The sequence below is a fragment of the Streptomyces huiliensis genome (genome assembly GCF_020037025.1).
GTDB lineage: Bacteria > Actinomycetota > Actinomycetes > Streptomycetales > Streptomycetaceae > Streptomyces > Streptomyces huiliensis.
In genome coordinates this window covers 21,757-38,561 of sequence record NZ_JAIQLH010000001.1, presented here as the reverse complement: position 1 = coordinate 38,561, position 16,805 = coordinate 21,757, and the positions used below count along the sequence as shown (strand labels likewise).

Sequence of the window (16,805 nt, the reverse complement as noted above, 5' to 3'; positions counted from 1 at the left end):
CCCCCCCCACACCCCACGCACCCTGCGGGGCGGCGCCGGGTGACGGACGAGCCCCCGCCACGCCCGTCACCCGGCACCCGCCGGCACGGCTTCCGCCGCACCGCCCGCCGTCACCCGGCGTTCGCCGCGGACCGCCCGCCCGCACATCGCGCGACGCCGCCCCGGCCGCTGCCGAGCGTTCCGCCGCCGACCCGGCCGCCCAGGCGCCCGAAGGTCGCGAAGACGTCCGGGGCGCGGCCCCCGCCACCCGTCGCCATCAGAAGTCCCAGCCGTCGTCCGGAGCCTGGACCGGAGCGTCCGCCTCCGGCCGGCCGGCCGCCGCCGCGAAGGCCGGGCCCGCCATGCCGGCGGTCAGGGTCGTCCCGTCGGCCGGGTCGATGAGCAGGAAGGCGCCGGTGCTGCGGGACACCGCGTAGTCGTCCAGCGCCAGCGGTTCGGCCGTGCGCAGGACGACGCGGCCGATGTCGTTGGCGGCCAGGGCGCCTGGGGACGGGCGGAGGGCCAGGTCCGCCGGGTCGAGGCGGGACGGGAGCGCCTTGACGACGGCCTTCACCGTGCGGGTGGTGTGCTTGAGCAGCACCCGGTCGCCCTCCCGCAGCGGCCGGTCGGCGACGTGGCAGACGGTCGCCTCGACGTCCCGGACCGGCTCGGGCGCGCTCGCCGTCGGCGCGATGAGGTCGCCGCGCGCCACGTCGAGGTCGTCGGCGAGCCGTACCGTCACCGACTGCGGCGCCCACGCCACGTCCACCGGCGTGCCGAGCGCGTCGATCGCGGTGATCGTGCTCGTCCGGCCGGACGGCAGGACGGTCACCCGCTCCCCGACGCGCAGGACGCCGGAGGCGAGCTGCCCGGCGTAGCCGCGGTAGTCGGGGTGGTCGGCGGTCCGCGGGCGGATCACGTACTGGACGGGGAACCGGGCCGGGTCGCCGGTGGGGTCGGCGATCACCGGGACGGTCTCCAGGTGCTCCAGCACGGTCGGACCGCCGTACCAGTCCAGATGGGCCGAGGGCGTCACGACGTTGTCGCCCGCGAGCGCCGAGACAGGGATCGCGGTGACGTCGGGGACGCCGAGCGAGCCCGCGTACGCCGTGAACTCCTCGGCGATCTGGGCGAACACGGCCTCCGACCAGTCGACCAGGTCCATCTTGTTGACCGCCAGCACCAGGTGCGGGACGCGCAGCAGCGCGGCCACGGCGGCGTGCCGGCGGGTCTGCTCGACGACGCCGTGCCGGGCGTCGACCAGGACGAGGGCGAGTTCGGCGGTGGACGCGCCGGTGACCATGTTGCGGGTGTACTGCACGTGCCCGGGGGTGTCGGCGAGGACGAACCGGCGGCGGGCGGTGGCGAAGTAGCGGTAGGCGACGTCAATCGTGATGCCCTGCTCGCGCTCCGCGCGCAGCCCGTCGGTGAGCAGCGCCAGGTCGGGCGCGTCGTGGCCGCGGTCGCGGGAGGCGTGCTCGACGGCCTCCAACTGGTCGGCCAGGACCGACTTGGAGTCGTGCAGCAGCCGCCCGACCAAGGTGGACTTGCCGTCGTCGACCGAACCGGCGGTTGCGAAGCGCAGGAGTGAGGTGGCGGCGGCCGGCTCGGAGGCGATGCCGGCGGTGCTGGAGATGCTCATGATCAGAAGTACCCCTCGCGCTTGCGGTCTTCCATCGCGGCCTCCGACAGCTTGTCGTCGGCGCGCGTCGCGCCCCGCTCGGTGAGCCGGGAGGCGGCGATCTCCTCGATGACCCGGTCGACGGTGGCGGCGTCCGACTCCACGGCGCCGGTGCAGGACATGTCACCGACCGTCCGGTAGCGCACCACGCGTCTCTCCAGCCGCTCCCCGTCCCGGGGGCCGCCCCAGTCGCCGGGCGTCAGCCACATCCCGGACCGGGCGAACACCTCGCGCTCGTGGGCGTAGTAGATCGAGGGGAGGTCGATCCCCTCGCGGGCTATGTACTGCCAGACGTCCAGCTCGGTCCAGTTGGACAGCGGGAAGACGCGGACGTGCTCGCCGGGGGAGTGCCGGCCGTTGTAGAGGTTCCACAGCTCCGGCCGCTGGCGGCGCGGATCCCAGCCGCCGAACTCGTCGCGCAGCGAGAACACCCGCTCCTTCGCCCGCGCCTTCTCCTCGTCCCGCCGCCCGCCGCCGAACACCGCGTCGAAGCGGTGCCGCTCGATGGCGTCCAGCAGCGGCACGGTCTGCAGCGGGTTCCGGGTGCCGTCGGGGCGCTCGCGCAGCCGGCCGTCGTCGATGAACTGCTGGACGGACGCGATGTGCAGCCGCAGCCCGTGCCGGGAGACGACCTGGTCGCGGTAGGCGAGCACCTCGGGGAAGTTGTGCCCGGTGTCCACGTGCAGCAGCGCGAACGGCAGCGGGGCCGGGGCGAACGCCTTCAGCGCCGTGTGCAGCATGACGACGGAGTCCTTGCCGCCGGAGAACAGCAGCACCGGCCGTTCGAACTCGCCCGCCACCTCCCGGAAGACGTGCACCGCCTCCGACTCCAGCGCGTCGAGGTGCGACAGGGCGTACGGGCTGTCACCGCGAGCCGTCACAGCACACCCCTCTCCACCAGCAGCGCGCGCACCGCGTCCGCCGACTCCGTCACCGTGCGCTCGTGGGCGTCGATGCGCAGGTCGGGGTCGGCCGGGGCCTCGTACGGGTCGTCCACCCCGGTGAGGCCGGTCAGCTCGCCGGCCGCCCGGCGGGCGTACAGGCCCTTGACGTCCCGGACCGAGCAGACCTCGACCGGCGTCGCCACGTGCACTTCCAAGTAGCCGGTGCCCAGCGCCTGGTGGCGCTTGCGCACCGCCTCGCGGGTGTCGGCGTAGGGGGCGATGACGGGTACGAGGACCGTCACGCCGTGGGCGGCGAGCAGCTGGGCGACGAAGCCGATCCGCCGCACGTTCACGTCCCGGTCGGCGCGGGAGAAGCCCAGCCCCGCGGAGAGGAACTCGCGGATCTCGTCGCCGTCCAGCACCTCCACCGGGCGCCCCTCGGCCCGCAGCCGGTCCGCCAGCGCGCGGGCGATCGTCGTCTTGCCCGCGCTCGGCAGGCCGGTGAGCCACACCGTGGCACCCGTCATCCGGTTCTCCCAGGGATTCGATCCGCTTGATCGGTACGGGCCGGTCATCCGTGCAGCCCGCACTCGGTCTTGGCGCGGCCCGCCCAGCGGCCGGCCCGGGCGTCCTCGCCCTCCCGCACCCGGCGGGTGCAGGGCGCGCAGCCGATGGACGCGTACCCGTCCATGAGCAGCGGGTTGGTGAGCACGCCGTGCTCCGCGACGTACGTGTCCACGTCGTCCTGCGTCCAGCGGGCGATCGGCGCGACCTTGACCTTGCCGCGCCGGGCGTCCCAGCCGACGACGGGCGTCGCGGCCCGGGTCGGGGACTCGTCGCGGCGCAGCCCGGTCGCCCACGCGTCGTACCCCGCCAGCCCCTTCTGCAACGGCCGCACCTTGCGCAGCGCGCAGCAGAGGTCCGGGTCGTGGTCGTGCAGCGCGGGGCCGTGCTCGGCGTCCTGCTCGGCGACGGTCCGCGGCGGGGCGAGGGTGACGACGTTGACGTCCATCACCGCCGCCACCGCGTCGCGCGTCCCGATGGTCTCCGGGAAGTGGTAGCCGGTGTCCAGGAAGACGACGTCGACGCCGGGCCGGACGCGGGAGGCGAGGTGGGCGACGACGGCGTCCTCCATGGAGGAGGTGACGCAGAAGCGGTCGCCGAACGTCTCGACGGCCCAGCGGAGGATCTCCTCGGCGGGGGCGTCCTCCAGCTCGCGGCCGGCGCGGAGGGCGAGCTGCTCACGATCGGTCATCGAGTCCTCCCGGTATCCGCTCCTCCGGTCCGCCGGTGGTCCGCTGGTCCGGACCTCCGGAGAGACCCCGGGCCAGCAGCCCCAGGAACTTCAGCTGGAACGCGCGGTTGCAGGCGGCGCACTCCCAGGCGCCGTGGCCCGTCTCGTTCGGCCGCAGGTCCTCGTCGCCGCAGTACGGGCAGTGGAAGGGGGCGGCGCGCTCGCTCACGACAGCTCCTCCTCGCCGGCCCGGGCCGTCCAGGCCGCGAAGCGCTCGCCGTCGGCGCGGCCGGCGAGGTAGCGGCGGAGCACCCGCTCGATGTAGTCGGGGAGTTCGTCCGCGGTCACCTTGAGGCCGCGCACCTTGCGGCCGAACCCGGCCTCCAGGCCGAGCGCGCCGCCCAGGTGCACCTGGTAGCCCTCGACCTGGCGGCCCCGGTCGTCCATGACCAGCTGCCCCTTGAGACCGATGTCCGCCACCTGGATGCGGGCGCAGGCGTTGGGGCAGCCGTTGAGGTTGATGGTGAGGGGCTCGTCGAAGTCCGGGAGGCGGCGCTCCAGTTCGTCGATGAGGGACGCGCCGCGCGCCTTGGTCTCGACGATCGCCAGCTTGCAGAACTCGATGCCGGTGCAGGCCATCGTGCCGCGCCGGAACGGGGACGGGCCCACCCGGAGGTCCAGTGCCTCCAGCCCGGCGGTCAGGGCCGCGACCCGGTCCTCCGGCACGTCGAGGACGATCATCTTCTGCTCGGCGGTGGTCCGCACCCGGCCCGAGCCGTGGGCCTCGGCCAGCTCCGCGATCTTCGTCAGGGTGCTGCCGTCCACCCGGCCGACGCGCGGCGCGAAGCCGACGTAGTACCGGCCGTCGCGCTGCCGGCGGACGCCGACGTGGTCGCGCCAGCGCTCCGCCGGCCGCTCGGGCGCGGGCCCGTCGGCCAGGGCGCGGCCCAGGTACTCCTTCTCCAGCACCTCGCGGAACCGTTCCGGACCCCAGTCGGCGACGAGGAACTTCAGCCGGGCGCGGTTGCGCAGCCGCCGGTAGCCGTAGTCGCGGAAGATGCCGATCACTCCGCCGAAGACGTCGGGGACGTCCTCCGACGGGACCCAGGCGCCGAGCCGGACGCCGAGCCGCGGGTTGGTGGACAGCCCGCCGCCCACCCACAGGTCGAAGCCCGGCCCGTGCTCGGGGTGGCGGACGCCGACGAACGCCACGTCGTTGATCTCGTGGGCGACGTCCAGCAGCGGGGAGCCGGAGACGGCCGCCTTGAACTTGCGGGGCAGGTTGGAGAAGTCCTTGTTGCCGATGAAGCGGCGCTGGATCTCCTCGATCGCCGGGGTGCCGTCGACGATCTCGTCCTCGGCGATCCCGGCGACCGGCGAGCCGAGGATGACGCGGGGCGTGTCGCCGCACGCCTCGGTGGTGGACAGGCCCACGGCCTCCAGCCGCCGCCAGATCTCGGGGACGTCCTCGATGCGGATCCAGTGGTACTGGATGTTCTGGCGGTCGGTGATGTCGGCGGTGCCGCGGGCGAACTCCTGGGAGACCTCCCCGATCACGCGCAGCTGGGCGGTGGTCAGCCGGCCGCCGTCGACCCGCACGCGCAGCATGAAGAACTCGTCGTCCAGCTCCTCCGGCGCCAGGACCGCGGTCTTCCCGCCGTCGATGCCGGGCCGGCGCTGGGTGTACAGGCCCCACCAGCGCATCCGGCCGCGCAGGTCGGCGGGGTCGATGGCGGCGAAACCCGCCTTGGCGTAGATCGTCTCAATCCGTGTCCGTACGTTGAGACCGTCGTCGTCCTTCTTCACCTGCTCGTTGGCGTTGAGCGGGGTGAAGTGGCCCGCGGCCCACTGGCCTTCGCCGCGGTGACGGCCGGTCTTGCGGCGGGGCGTCGCCGGCGCGTCGGCTGCGGGGGGTTGCGCGGTGGCGGCCATGGCGTTCTGTCCTTCGGAAGGTCCGCCCGCCGGGCCGACGCCGCGTACCCCGCGGGCACGCATGTCCCGCGGGCCGGCGCCGGAGCCGCGTCGATGACGGCATGACGGCACTGACCTGCGGTTATGGTGAGCGGCAGGGTGGGGAGGGTGCAGCGGACGGCCCAAGAACGGACGGAATCGGGTGGGGCCCGCCGGTCCGCGCCTTCGGGGACGGCGGTGGGGGGAGCGGGAGTGCTGAGCCGGTCAGCCCGCTGGACAGATGGCGCTGGACACGCGGCCGAGGTCGACGTGACGCCGACTCACCAAGGCAACTCCAGCTCGTGACATGAGGGAAGCGTGGCACGGGCGTTTGGGGCCAGTCCACCATTCGCCGTATAGTGAGACGATTGATCTTGTTATGTGAGATGAGGATCGTGGTCAGGCGTGTGCGGGGTGGGCGCCGGGCCAGGGGCCGGGGGCCGGTACGTCCGGCTCGTCCTCCGTCTTCGTGGCGAAGACGGAGAAGCCGCGCCGCGTGTAGTTGGCCATGGCGTGCTCGCCGTCCTTGGAGCAGGTGTGCAGCCAGACGCGGCGGGTCGGCGGCAGGCCGGGCCAGCGGTCGGCCAGGTCCCAGGCGCGGCGTACGGCGTGGGTGAGGAGGCCGCCGCCGATGCGCCGGCCCTGGAAGGCGGGCAGCAGCCCGAAGTAGACGATCTCGACGGAGCCGGCGGGGGCCCCGTGGCCGTCGCCCCCGAACTCCAGGCCGACGCCCCCGAACTCGGGGCCGGGGTCGCCCGGTGCCAGCTCCACGTAACCGGCCGGCGTCCCCCGGTCGTACGCCACCCACGTCTCCACGCCGGGCCGGTCCAGGTACTCCCGCCACCGCGCGTACGGCCAGCCGAGCCGGTCCGTCCAGGCGTGGTCGCCGCCGACGGCCGTGTAGAGGAACCGGCTGAACTCGGGCGACGGCACCTCCGACCGGACGAACCGGACGTCGGGGCCCGGACCGGGCGCGTCGGCGGGGACGAGGGCGTCCGGTGCGGTCATGTGCAGCGACCAGGTGGTCACAGCGGTCGTTCTGTTGTCCATGACCTCACCCAACCACGCGCGCCGCGGCGGCCCCCCGCGCCCCCGCACACCTGTCCGGCCTGCTCCGCGCGGCTGCCGGGCGTGCTCCGCGCGGCCGTCCGGCGGATGAACGGACCGGTCGGGGACGGATACGGTTAGGGCGTGCAGGCAGCAACAAATGAACCACCGGGGCAGCGGAAGGGCCGGCTCCACCGAGCTAGGGCCCTGTACCGAAATGTGTCGAAGCGCAGGATGGCGTGGCTGCTCCTGAAGGACACGATCAATTCCTGCATGGAGTACCGCGTCACCGGCCTCGCCGCCGAGGCCGCGTTCTTCACGCTGTTGTCGCTGCCACCGCTGCTCCTGGGCTTCATGAGCCTGCTGGGGTACCTGGACGACTGGACCGGCACCCACACCATCAAGAGCCTCCAGGACAACATCATCAACGCGTCCTCGGCCGTCCTGTCGGACCGCGGCGTCAACCAGATCACCGTGCCCCTGCTGAACGACGTGCAGAGCGGCGCCCGCCGGCCCGAGATCGTCTCGGTCGGCTTCGCCATCGCCCTGTGGTCGGGGTCGAGGGCCGTCAACGTCTTCGTCGACACCATCACGATCATGTACGGGCTGGAGGGCCGGCGCGGCATCGTCCGCACCAGGCTGCTCGCCTTCCTGCTCTACATCGTCGCCCTGCTGATCGGGGCGGTGGTGATGCCGCTGATGGTGGTGGGGCCCGAGGCGGTGGAGAACATCCTGCCGTGGAGCGCAGGCGTCGCCCAGATCTTCTACTGGCCGGTGGTCCTGGTGCTGTCCGTGGCCTTCCTGACCACGCTCTACCACGTGTCCGTGCCGGTGCGGTCGCCGTGGCGGGAGGACATTCCCGGTGCGCTCGTGGCGCTCACCATGTGGGTGGTCGGCAGCTTTCTGCTGCGCATCTACCTCACCCACACGGTGGAGGGCCTGACGATCTACGGCTCGCTCGCGGCGCCCGTCGCCGTCCTGCTGTGGATCGGCGTCTCCGCCTTCGCCGTGCTCGTGGGCGCGGCGGTCAACGCGGCCATGGACCGGGTCTGGCCGTCGGTCACCACCGCCGCCGCCCGCGCCGAGGCGGACCGCAGGAAGGCGGCGGCCGCGGCGGCGGTGGCGGCGGAGCGGGCGGCGCTGGCGATGGTCCACGAGTACGAGGACGACCCCGAGTCCGACTTCTCGGAGGACGGGCTGACGGGACGGGACCGGGAGCCGCCGTCGGAGTTCCCGGAGCGGTGGGCGCAGTTCCTGCCGCCGGAGGACGTGCGGACGCGGCTCCAGCACGTGCGGGCGGAGAAGCCGGGGAAGGTGACGAAGGGGGGCAAGGGGGCGAAGGGGGAGCCCAAGCACGCGAAGCACCGGAGGCGGTAGCGGGGGCGGTCGCGGGCCTCGGATGGGCGCACTCGAATATTCGCTCGCGAGCGCGGCGCCCCGCGCTCTAGAGTCCCCCCGACAGCCGCGAGTCGGCGGCGAGGACGGAATGAGCGGCGAGCGCGCCGCACGCGGAATCAGGAGGTGAGCCCGGGATGACTGTCACCACGGCGGCCACGACGGCCCGTACCCGGCGATCGACCACTCTCACCTCCCTCCTTCCTAAGGAAGACCGCGTTGTCCGAGCAGTTCACGCTCTCCGCACAGCACCCCCTCGCCCGCTACGGCTGGGACGAGGGCTTCGCTGACTCCTTCACCCCGTACGCCGCCGAGGGCTTCGTCCCCGGCCGGATCGTCCGCGTCGACCGGGGCCGCTGCGACCTCGTGGTCGCCGACGAGACCGCCGACGACGGCGTCGCCATCGTCCACGGCGACACCTCCCTCGTCACCACGGGCGACCCGCTGCGCATCATGTGCACCGGCGACTGGGCCGCCCTCGACCTGACGACGGGCCACGTACGGGCGCTGCTGCCGCGCCGCACGGCGTTCGTGCGGTCCACGTCCTCCCAGCGGTCCGAGGGCCAGATCCTGGCCGCCAACGTGGACCGGGCCCTCATCGCCGTCCCGCTCTCCACCGACCCGGACCTCGGCCGGGTGGAGCGCTTCCTGGCGCTCGCCTGGGAATGCGGCGCCGAACCCGTCGTCGTCCTGACCAAGGCGGACCTCGTACCGGACCCGGCCGTCCTCGGCCACCTCCTCTCCGACACGGAGGCGGTCGCGCCCGGCGCGCAGGTCTTCGCCGTCAGCGCGGCCACGGGCGACGGCGTCGACGTGCTCGCCGCCGTGCTCGCCGGGGGCACGTCCGTGCTCCTCGGCCCGTCCGGCGCGGGCAAGTCCACCCTCGCCAACGCCCTCGTGGGCACCGACGTCCAGGACGTCCAGGCGATCCGCGACCGCGACGGCAAGGGCCGCCACACCACCACCACCCGCAACCTGCTGCCCCTGCCGGGCGGGGGCGTCCTCATCGACACCCCCGGGCTGCGGGGCGTCGGCCTCTGGGACGCCGAGGGCGGCGTCTCCCGCACCTTCTCCGAGATCGAGGCCCTGGCCGAGGAGTGCCGCTTCCACGACTGCGGGCACGACAGCGAGCCCGGGTGCGCGGTGACGGCGGCCATCGAGGACGGTGCGCTGAGCCCGCGCCGGCTCGACAGCTACCGGAAGCTGCTGCGTGAGAACCGGCGCATCGCGGCGCGCACGGACGCGCGGGTGCGGGCGGAGATGCGGCGGGAGTGGAAGCTGCTGATGGCGGAGGGGGCGTACATGGTGGAACGCAAGCGGGGGCGCTCGCGCTAGGCGGGTTCGGTGGGGGGTGCCCCGGTCCCACCCCTTCGCCGCTTCCTGGGGCTGCGCCCCCAGACCCCCTTATCGCGGCTTCGCCGCTCGTCCTCAGACGCCGGACGGGCTGTATCAGCCTGTCCGGCGTCTGAGGACAACCGCGCGGAGCGCGGTTTCGGGGGGTGCGGGGGCTTGGAACCCCGCGTCCGATTTCCGCCAGACCGGCCCCGCCGGCTCCCGCACACTGGAACACGTGACGACAACCGCACCCCACCCCGACGACCTCCGCTACCAAGCGGTAAGCAGCAGAGACGCCCGCTTCGACGGCGAGTTCTTCTTCGCCGTCGCGACGACCGGCATCTACTGCCGGCCGAGCTGCCCGGCGGTCACGCCGAAGCGGGTGAACGTCCGGTTCTACCCGTCGGCGGCGGCCGCGCAGGGGGCCGGGTTCCGGGCGTGCCGGCGGTGCCGGCCGGACGCGGCGCCGGGGTCGGCGGAGTGGAACATCCGGGCGGACCTGGTGGGACGGGCGGTGCGGCTGATCGCGGACGGGGTGGTGGACCGGGAGGGGGTGGCGGGGCTGGCCGCGCGGCTGGGGTACAGCGCGCGGCAGGTGCACCGGCAGCTCACCGAGGAGCTGGGCGCCGGGCCCGTCGCCCTCGCAAGGGCGCAGCGCGCGCACACCGCCCGCGTCCTGTTGCAGACCACGGACCTGCCGGTCACGGAGACCGCCTTCGCGGCGGGTTTCGCGAGTGTGCGGCAGTTCAACGACACCATTCGCGAGATCTACGCGCAGACGCCCACCGCGCTGCGGGCGCAGGTCAGGACGGGGAAGCGGCCCCGGGCCGCCAAGGGCACCGCGCCGGCCGGCGTGCCGCTGCGGCTCGCCCACCGGGGGCCGTACGCCGCCCGGGAGGTCTTCGACTTCCTGGAGCGCCGGGTGATCACTGGCGTCGAGGAGATGACGGGCACCGTCGGCGCCCGCGTCTACCGGCGCACCCTGCGGCTGCCCTACGGCACGGGCATCGCCGAGGTCCAGGAGCCGCCCGCCGGGCACGTTCGCGGGGGCGGCCGGGGCACCTGGCTCGCCTGCCGGCTGCACCTCACCGACCTGCGCGACCTGGCCAACGCCGTCCAGCGGATGCGCCGCCTCTTCGACCTGGACGCCGACCCCGACGCCGTCGCGGAGCGCCTCGGCGCCGACCCCCGGCTGCGTCCGCTCGTCGCCGCCCGGCCCGGCCTCCGGTCGCCCGGTGCGGCGGACGCGGAGGAGCTCGCCGTCCGGGCCGTGCTCGGCCAGCAGGTCTCGGTCGCCGCGGCGGCCCGCCTCGCGGCCCGGCTGGTCGCCGCGCACGGCACCCCGCTGCCCGTCCCCGACGGCACGCTCACCCACGTCTTCCCGGAACCCGGCGTCCTCGCCGAGGCCGGCCTCGACGGCCCCGACGACCCGGGCATGCCGGAGGCCCGCAGGCGCGCCCTGCGGACCGTGGCGGCCGCCCTCGCCGACGGCACCGTCCGGCTCGACCCGGGCGCCGACCGCGACGACGCCGAGCGGCGGCTGCTCGCCCTGACCGGCGTCGGCCCGTGGACCGCCGGCTACATCCGGATGCGGGCGCTCGGCGACCCCGACGTCTTCCTCCCCGGCGACGCCGGGGCGCGCCACGGACTCGCCGCCCTCGGCGCCGGGCCGGACGCCGCCGACGACTGGCGGCCCTGGCGCTCGTACGCGCTGCACCACCTGTGGAGCCCCACGCTCTCGAACCCCGCGCTCTCGAACCCCACGCTCCCGAATCACAAGCTCTTGAACCGCACGCCCGCCGCGGCGGGGGAGTAAGGACGGCACCCGAAATGCTTCCGACGCTGTACACCGAGACCGACAGCCCCCTCGGCACCCTGCTGCTCACCGGCCGGCCCTCCCCGACCGCCCCGGGCGGCACCGCGCTCGCCTCCCTCTCCGTCCCCGGTCAGCGCAACGGCTTCACCGTCCGCCCGGACTGGCACCGCGCACCCGACGCCTTCGCCGAGGCCCGGCGCCAGCTCGACGCCTACTTCGCGGGCGAGGCGAAGGAGTTCGCCCTCGAGTACGCCGTCGAGGGGACCGAGTTCCGCCGCCGGGTCTGGGACGCGCTCGACGCCGTCCCGTACGGCGCGACGACCAGCTACGGCGAACTGGCCGCCCGCCTCGGCGTCTCCCGGGCGGCCGTCCGCGCGGTCGGCGGGGCCATCGGCGCCAACCCGCTGCTCGTGCTGCGCCCGTGCCACCGCGTCATCGGCTCGGACGGCTCCCTCACCGGCTACGCGGGCGGCCTCGACCGCAAGCGGCTGCTGCTCGCCCTGGAGGCGGGGGAGGAGCGGCAGCGGGTGCCGGAGGTGCCGGACGGTCTGCCGGGTGTGTGAGGGAACGATCCTCCGATTCCCCCTCTCAACTCCGGGCCGCGGTCGGGCGGGGTAGCGGTCCGCCCGTCGTCCAGCCCCGTTCCGCCGCCTTCCAGCCCAGTTGCAGCCGCGTCGTCACCCCGGCCAGTTCCATCAGCCGCTTCACCCGCCGCTGCACCGTCCGCAACCCCAGTCCCAGCTGCTTGGCGACGCTCGCGTCGGTCAGCCCGGACAGCAACAGCGACAGGACCGCCAGGTCCGTGGCGTCCGGGACGTCGGAGACAGGCGGTAAAGGAGCGTCGTCCGTCGGCCGTAGCGGGCGGGCCTCGTGCCAGACGGTCTCGAACAGGGCCGCCAGCGAGTCCAGCAGTTCGCCGGCGCCGACGACGAGCGCCGCGGGTCCCGCGTTCCCGGAGGGAAGGACCAGGAGCGCCTCCCTCCGGTCCGCGAGGAAGAGCTCGGCGGGTACGCGGTCGGCGACCCGGATCAGGTGCCGGCCGGCCGGGTGTGTTTCCGGGAGGAGGCCGCCCGCTCGGTCCACGACCGTGCGGTGGCGCCCCCCGTGTCCGGTGCACGTGTCAACCCAGGGACGGTTCTTCACCAGTGCGCACACTTCTTCGACGGCTCGCCGCCGCAGCCCCGCCAGACGCCGGGCGACGGCGTCCGCGCCGGTGACCGCCTCGACCGCCGGGCCGGGGCCGCCGGACCGGTCCTCCGACCGCTCCTGCCTGCGCTGTCCTGCGGGTCTTCCGCGTTCCAGGCCCCCGACGGCGGCCGGACCTATGGCACCGGGCACGTGACACCCCTCCCCACGACCGTGTTGCGACTCCCGCCATCATCTCCGCGAGGGGCCTCGCGTGCACTCTTCCCGTATGCCCAGCAGTGTGGACAATAAGGGCATGAGTCAGCTGGGGGATCAGGGACAAGAGGACGCCTGGTGGGCGGAGTTGTACGGCCGGACCACGGACGGTCCGGCTCCCGCCGCCGGGGAGGACAGCCTCGACGACCGGTTCGCTTCCGCCGCGGCCGTCGTCGGCGGTGACCCGCCGCCCCAGGGTTCCGCCCGCCCGCCGGGCCGCGCGGCCCGCGGCGCGCCCCCGCTCAGCGGGCTGCCCGCCCGCGCGGCCTGGTCGGTCTCCTCCCGGTCCGGTGGGCCCCCGGACCCGTCCCGGCTGCCCCCGCTGCCCGACCTCTCCGGCCCGCCCCGGGGCACACCGCCCCCGCCGTCTCCCCCTCCACCACCACCCCCTCCTCCACCGCCGCCCCCACCCCCGCCGAACGCCGCCTCCCGCTGGGACCTCGGGGCACCTTCGGCCGCGTCGCGCGGCGCCCGGCCCGGGCCCGCGGCCCCCGGCCGGAAGTCCTCCCCGCCCCCGCCGAACGCCGCGTGGCCGCCGGCCGCGGGGCCGGAGGTCCCGGAACGGGCGGACGGCCGCTCCGGTCGTACGGACCGCCCCGGCCCGGCCGAGTCGGCGCACCCGCCGGGACGGAACGAGCGGTCCGGCGGGAGCGGGCGGCGCAAGGGAGGCGGCCGGCCGGGGGCGGGGGATCCGCGGGAGCGGGAGAGCGGTGATCGGGCCGCCGGGAACGGCCGGTTCGACGGCGCCGACGGCAGCGACCGCTCCGGCGGTGCGGACCGGTTCGAACCTCCCGGCCGCTCTGACCGTTCCGACCGGCCGGAGCCCACAGCCCGCTCTCCCCTGTCCGGCAGCCGCCGCGAGCCCTCCGGTCGTTCGGACCTCGCGGACCGGTTCGGGCGGCCGGAAGCCTCCGCCGGGTCGGGGGCCGGCGACGCCGGGTCCGCACGTACCGCCCCTCGCGGCCGGGCCGCGAGCGGCGACCGGTCGGCGAGCGGCGACCGACTGGCCGGCAGTGACCGACCGGCGAGCAGTGACCTACCGGGGGCGGCCGGCCCGCCGGACGCCGGTGACGCCGGCTCCTCCGACTGGGGCTCGTCCGACTGGCCGGCGGGGGACGGTGACCGGCTGGGGCCCGTCGGCCCGCCGGGCGGCGACGGCTACCGGACGGACGCCTTCACCACGCCCGGGCCCGACGACGCGCGGTCCGCGCGAACCGGCCCTCCCGGCCGGCCGGCGAGGGGCGACGAGCGGCCGGGAGCAGTCGGCTCGCCGGGCGGCTACGGCTCCCGACCGGGCACCTCCGCCGCGTCGGGGGCCGGCGACGCCGGGCCTGTACGTACCGGCTCTCCCGGCCGGTCGGCGAGGGACGGCGAGCGGGCCGGGACGGCCGGCCCGCCGGGCGGCGACGTCTTCGGCCCGGGTGCGTCCGATGCCCCCGAGCCGGCCCGGGCGTCCGGTGGCGCGGCCCTCGGTGTGCCGCCCGTGCCGGACGTCCGGGAGGCGGGGGACGGGCCCGGGTCCCGCCAACGGGAAGGCGCCGGACGGCTCGGCGCCTCCGCGCGGCGTTCCGCCGGCCGTCGGCCCGCGCCGCGTTCCGCGTCGGACGGGCCATCGGACGGGCCATCGGACGGGCTGTCGGACGGGCTGTCGGACCGGCCCGGTGGCGGAACGGACAGCCTCGGCTCCGGCCTCGGCTCCGGCTCCGGCCCGGGCTCCGGCTCCGGCGCCACGCTCGCCCCCCGGCCGCCCGAAGCCCTCACCCGCCTCGAAGCCCCCGCACGGCGGGAAGCCGCCGCTCCTCCGGAAGCCCTCGCACGGACCGAGGCCGCCGCGCGGCCCGACTCCTGCGCGGATCCCGACGCCTACGCGAGGTCCGACGACTCCGGGCCGGCCGGGGAGCCCCCGCGCCCCGACGTCCCGGGGCTGCCGCCCGCGGCGTCCGCGCGGCCCGAGATCCCCACCCTCCCCGACCTCTCCGCGCTGACGTGCGGCGTCCCTTGGGCGCCGGAAGCGTCGGGGCTGTCGGACGCCTCCGAGCCCCCTGCCGCGTCCGAGGCGTCCGTGGTGCCCGAGACCGTCGAGGCGTCCGACCCTCCGGCGGCCTGTGAGTCGGCCGCGGCGCTGGAGGCCGCCGTGGTGCCGCAAGTACCGCGGCCACGGCGCCGGGAGGGGGCCCGCCCCCGGGCGCAGGAGTACGTCGGGCAGGGGCCGCCGACCTACGAGGCGGAGCCGACCGCCTGGCCCGCCGCGGACCCGGGCGGGCTGGAGGACCTCGTCCCGGACACCGTCCTCGACGGCGCCCGGTACGGCGCCATGACGCTGCGGGCCGTCTCCCTGCGCGGCGACTCCGCGCGCTACCGCGGCGAGCCGCGGCGGGACGCGCTGCTCACCGCCCGGTTCGGGAGCGGGGACGGGGCCGTGCTGCTCGTCGCCGTCGCGAGCGGCGCCCGCGCGGCCGAGGGCGCGCACCGGGCGGCGCGGGACATCTGCGCCTGGCTGGGCGCCGCGGTCGGGCGCAGCCACGCCCGGCTGGGGGAGGACATCCGGGCCGGCCGGCGCGGCGAACTGCGCTCCGGGCTGCACCGGCTCACCGACCGGTCGTACGGCCGCCTCCGCACCCGTGCCGCCGAACTCGGCCTGCCGCCCGCCGAGTACACGGCCGCGCTGCGCTGCCTACTGCTGCCGGCCGACCCCCGGTGCCGTACCCGCGTCTTCTTCGGCGTGGGCGGCGGCGGGCTGTTCCGGCTCCGCGAGGGCGCCTGGCAGGACCTCGACCCGGCGCCCCGCCCGGCCGGAGCGGGACCGGGCCCGGGCGGCGACCCCGGCGGGGACGCGCTGTGCGACGACCGCATCACCGTCGACCTGGGCATCCCCACCCCCGGCACCACTCCCGTGATCGACCCCGAGGAGGTGCCGACCGAACCGTTCCGCTTCCGTGCCGCGGTCGCCCGGCCCGGTGACGCCCTGCTGCTGTGCAGCGCGGGGCTGGCCGAACCCCTGCGCGGCGAGCCCGCCTTGGCCGACGCGCTCGCCGAGCGGTGGGGCACGCGGGCCCAGCCGCCGGGGCTGGCCGAGTTCCTGTCCGACGCGCAGCTGCGCGTCAAGGGATACGCGGACGACCGCTCGGCCGCCGCGATCTGGGAGGCGTAGGAGGAGGCAGCGGATCGGAGAACGCCCTGACGATCTCGTGAATGATCTCCGAATACGGCGGGATCGGTGCCGTAAGAGGTGGTCGGGGCAGCGGTTCCCGCCGTGCGCAAGGGAGTTCCGCAATTCCGCCGCAGCATCATGTTGATGAGTCAACAGGAGTCGTTTCTGTGCAGGCGGGGCATGCATTTGCCGTGAGCCTGTTCGATGCCGGGGCGCCGGGGAGGGGTCGGGGCGAACGGAAATGAAACGGCGGACTGCACACTGGTTGGGCGCGGGGGACCGCGAAGGTCGGGAAGGGTCCGCGGGCTGCACGGCGCGCAACGAGGTGAACGGCGGGGAGAGCGAGCCGTACTGGGAAAGACGACTCGGCCGCGACGACCTGGCGGCGGTCGCGGGGATACGGGCGGCCCTGCGCCGGTTTCTGGTCCACTGGGGCGCGCCCGGGCGGGCGGACACCGCCGAGCTGCTGACCAGCGAGCTCGTGACCAACGCCCTGGTGCACACCGACGGCGGCGCGGTGGTGACGGCCGTGCTCGGCGGTGGCGCCCCGGCCGTCGTCAAGGGGCGGTTGCGGGTGGAGGTGCGGGACACCCTGCCGCGGCGCCCGGTGCTCCGCGCGCCCGACGCCGGCCCGCCGGGCCTCGACGGGGACCGGTATGACCGGGATCGGTGTGACGGGGAGCGGTGTGACGGGGATCAGTGTGCTGCCGGGAGCGCGGCGACGTCCGGGCGCGGTCTGCTGCTCGTCCAGGCCCTCGCCGACACCTGGGGCGTGCGGACGCACGGCACGGGAAAGGCGGTGTGGTTCGAGTTGGCGGCGGAGGACCGCTGACCGGGGCCGGCGCGCGGGCCGGAGGGACGTCCGGAGAGTACGCCGCCGTGCTGCCGCCCGGGTCACGTGGACCGTCCGTGCCGCTCCGAGCCGGCGTACG

The 16,805-nt window shown here is 75.4% G+C and carries 15 protein-coding genes; 6 read left to right on the top strand and 9 right to left on the bottom strand.

From position 1 onward, the window contains the following. Positions 1–256: 256 nt before the first annotated feature. The 8 genes from JNW98_RS00150 to JNW98_RS00120 form a co-directional block, all read right to left on the bottom strand. Entirely contained in the window at positions 257–1,621 is a 1,365-nt protein-coding gene (locus tag JNW98_RS00150) for a sulfate adenylyltransferase subunit 1 (RefSeq protein WP_223765953.1), read from the bottom strand. A 2-nt stretch (positions 1,622–1,623) separates the two neighbouring features. After that, the gene (gene cysD, locus JNW98_RS00145) at positions 1,624–2,541 is read right to left on the bottom strand and encodes a sulfate adenylyltransferase subunit CysD (protein ID WP_223765952.1); all 918 of its coding nucleotides are present in this window, start codon (positions 2,539–2,541) and stop codon (positions 1,624–1,626) included. After that, a complete protein-coding gene (cysC, locus tag JNW98_RS00140; RefSeq protein WP_223765951.1) occupies positions 2,538–3,071 on the bottom strand; it encodes an adenylyl-sulfate kinase in 534 nt (177 codons plus the stop codon). Before cysC ends, cysD begins: the two co-directional genes overlap by 4 nt. A 44-nt stretch (positions 3,072–3,115) precedes the next feature. After that, the gene (locus JNW98_RS00135) at positions 3,116–3,799 is read right to left on the bottom strand and encodes a phosphoadenylyl-sulfate reductase (RefSeq protein ID WP_223765950.1); all 684 of its coding nucleotides are present in this window, start codon (positions 3,797–3,799) and stop codon (positions 3,116–3,118) included. Continuing rightward, positions 3,786–4,007 carry a hypothetical protein gene (locus tag JNW98_RS00130; RefSeq protein ID WP_223765949.1) on the bottom strand — a complete coding sequence of 74 codons (222 nt, stop codon included), beginning with the start codon at positions 4,005–4,007 and terminating at the stop codon, positions 3,786–3,788. The genes JNW98_RS00135 and JNW98_RS00130 overlap by 14 nt, the downstream gene beginning before the upstream one ends. Further along, entirely contained in the window at positions 4,004–5,710 is a 1,707-nt protein-coding gene (locus tag JNW98_RS00125) for a nitrite/sulfite reductase (protein ID WP_223765948.1), read from the bottom strand. Before JNW98_RS00125 ends, JNW98_RS00130 begins: the two co-directional genes overlap by 4 nt. A 243-nt stretch (positions 5,711–5,953) precedes the next feature. Beyond that, a complete protein-coding gene (locus tag JNW98_RS36790; RefSeq protein ID WP_351506350.1) occupies positions 5,954–6,037 on the bottom strand; it encodes a putative leader peptide in 84 nt (27 codons plus the stop codon). Between the two features lie 90 nt (positions 6,038–6,127). Continuing rightward, entirely contained in the window at positions 6,128–6,778 is a 651-nt protein-coding gene (locus JNW98_RS00120; RefSeq protein WP_223765947.1) for a GNAT family N-acetyltransferase, read from the bottom strand. 231 nt (positions 6,779–7,009) lie between these two features. Between JNW98_RS00120 and JNW98_RS00115 the strand changes: the two genes are divergently transcribed. The 4 genes from JNW98_RS00115 (at position 7,010) to JNW98_RS00100 (ending at position 11,884) form a co-directional block, all read left to right on the top strand. Next, entirely contained in the window at positions 7,010–8,152 is a 1,143-nt protein-coding gene (locus tag JNW98_RS00115; protein ID WP_223765946.1) for a YihY/virulence factor BrkB family protein, read from the top strand. Between the two features lie 237 nt (positions 8,153–8,389). Continuing rightward, complete coding sequence (rsgA, locus tag JNW98_RS00110) at positions 8,390–9,505, top strand: ribosome small subunit-dependent GTPase A (RefSeq protein WP_223765945.1); 1,116 nt, start codon at positions 8,390–8,392, stop codon at positions 9,503–9,505. 235 nt (positions 9,506–9,740) lie between these two features. Then, on the top strand, positions 9,741–11,321 hold the full coding sequence (locus JNW98_RS00105) for an AlkA N-terminal domain-containing protein (RefSeq protein WP_223765944.1): 1,581 nt from the start codon (positions 9,741–9,743) through the stop codon (positions 11,319–11,321). Between the two features lie 14 nt (positions 11,322–11,335). Further along, on the top strand, positions 11,336–11,884 hold the full coding sequence (locus JNW98_RS00100) for a methylated-DNA--[protein]-cysteine S-methyltransferase (protein WP_223765943.1): 549 nt from the start codon (positions 11,336–11,338) through the stop codon (positions 11,882–11,884). A 25-nt stretch (positions 11,885–11,909) separates the two neighbouring features. Here the strand turns inward: JNW98_RS00100 and JNW98_RS00095 are convergent, their stop codons facing one another. Continuing rightward, positions 11,910–12,659 carry a helix-turn-helix transcriptional regulator gene (locus tag JNW98_RS00095; protein ID WP_223765942.1) on the bottom strand — a complete coding sequence of 250 codons (750 nt, stop codon included), beginning with the start codon at positions 12,657–12,659 and terminating at the stop codon, positions 11,910–11,912. Between the two features lie 103 nt (positions 12,660–12,762). Between JNW98_RS00095 and JNW98_RS36445 the strand changes: the two genes are divergently transcribed. Both JNW98_RS36445 and JNW98_RS00085 read left to right on the top strand, forming a co-directional pair. Then, positions 12,763–15,873, top strand: coding sequence for a protein phosphatase 2C domain-containing protein (locus tag JNW98_RS36445; protein ID WP_308015416.1), 3,111 nt, complete (start codon positions 12,763–12,765; stop codon positions 15,871–15,873). A gap of 325 nt (positions 15,874–16,198) precedes the next feature. Continuing rightward, complete coding sequence (locus JNW98_RS00085) at positions 16,199–16,705, top strand: ATP-binding protein (RefSeq protein WP_223765941.1); 507 nt, start codon at positions 16,199–16,201, stop codon at positions 16,703–16,705. Positions 16,706–16,805 lie beyond the last annotated feature (100 nt).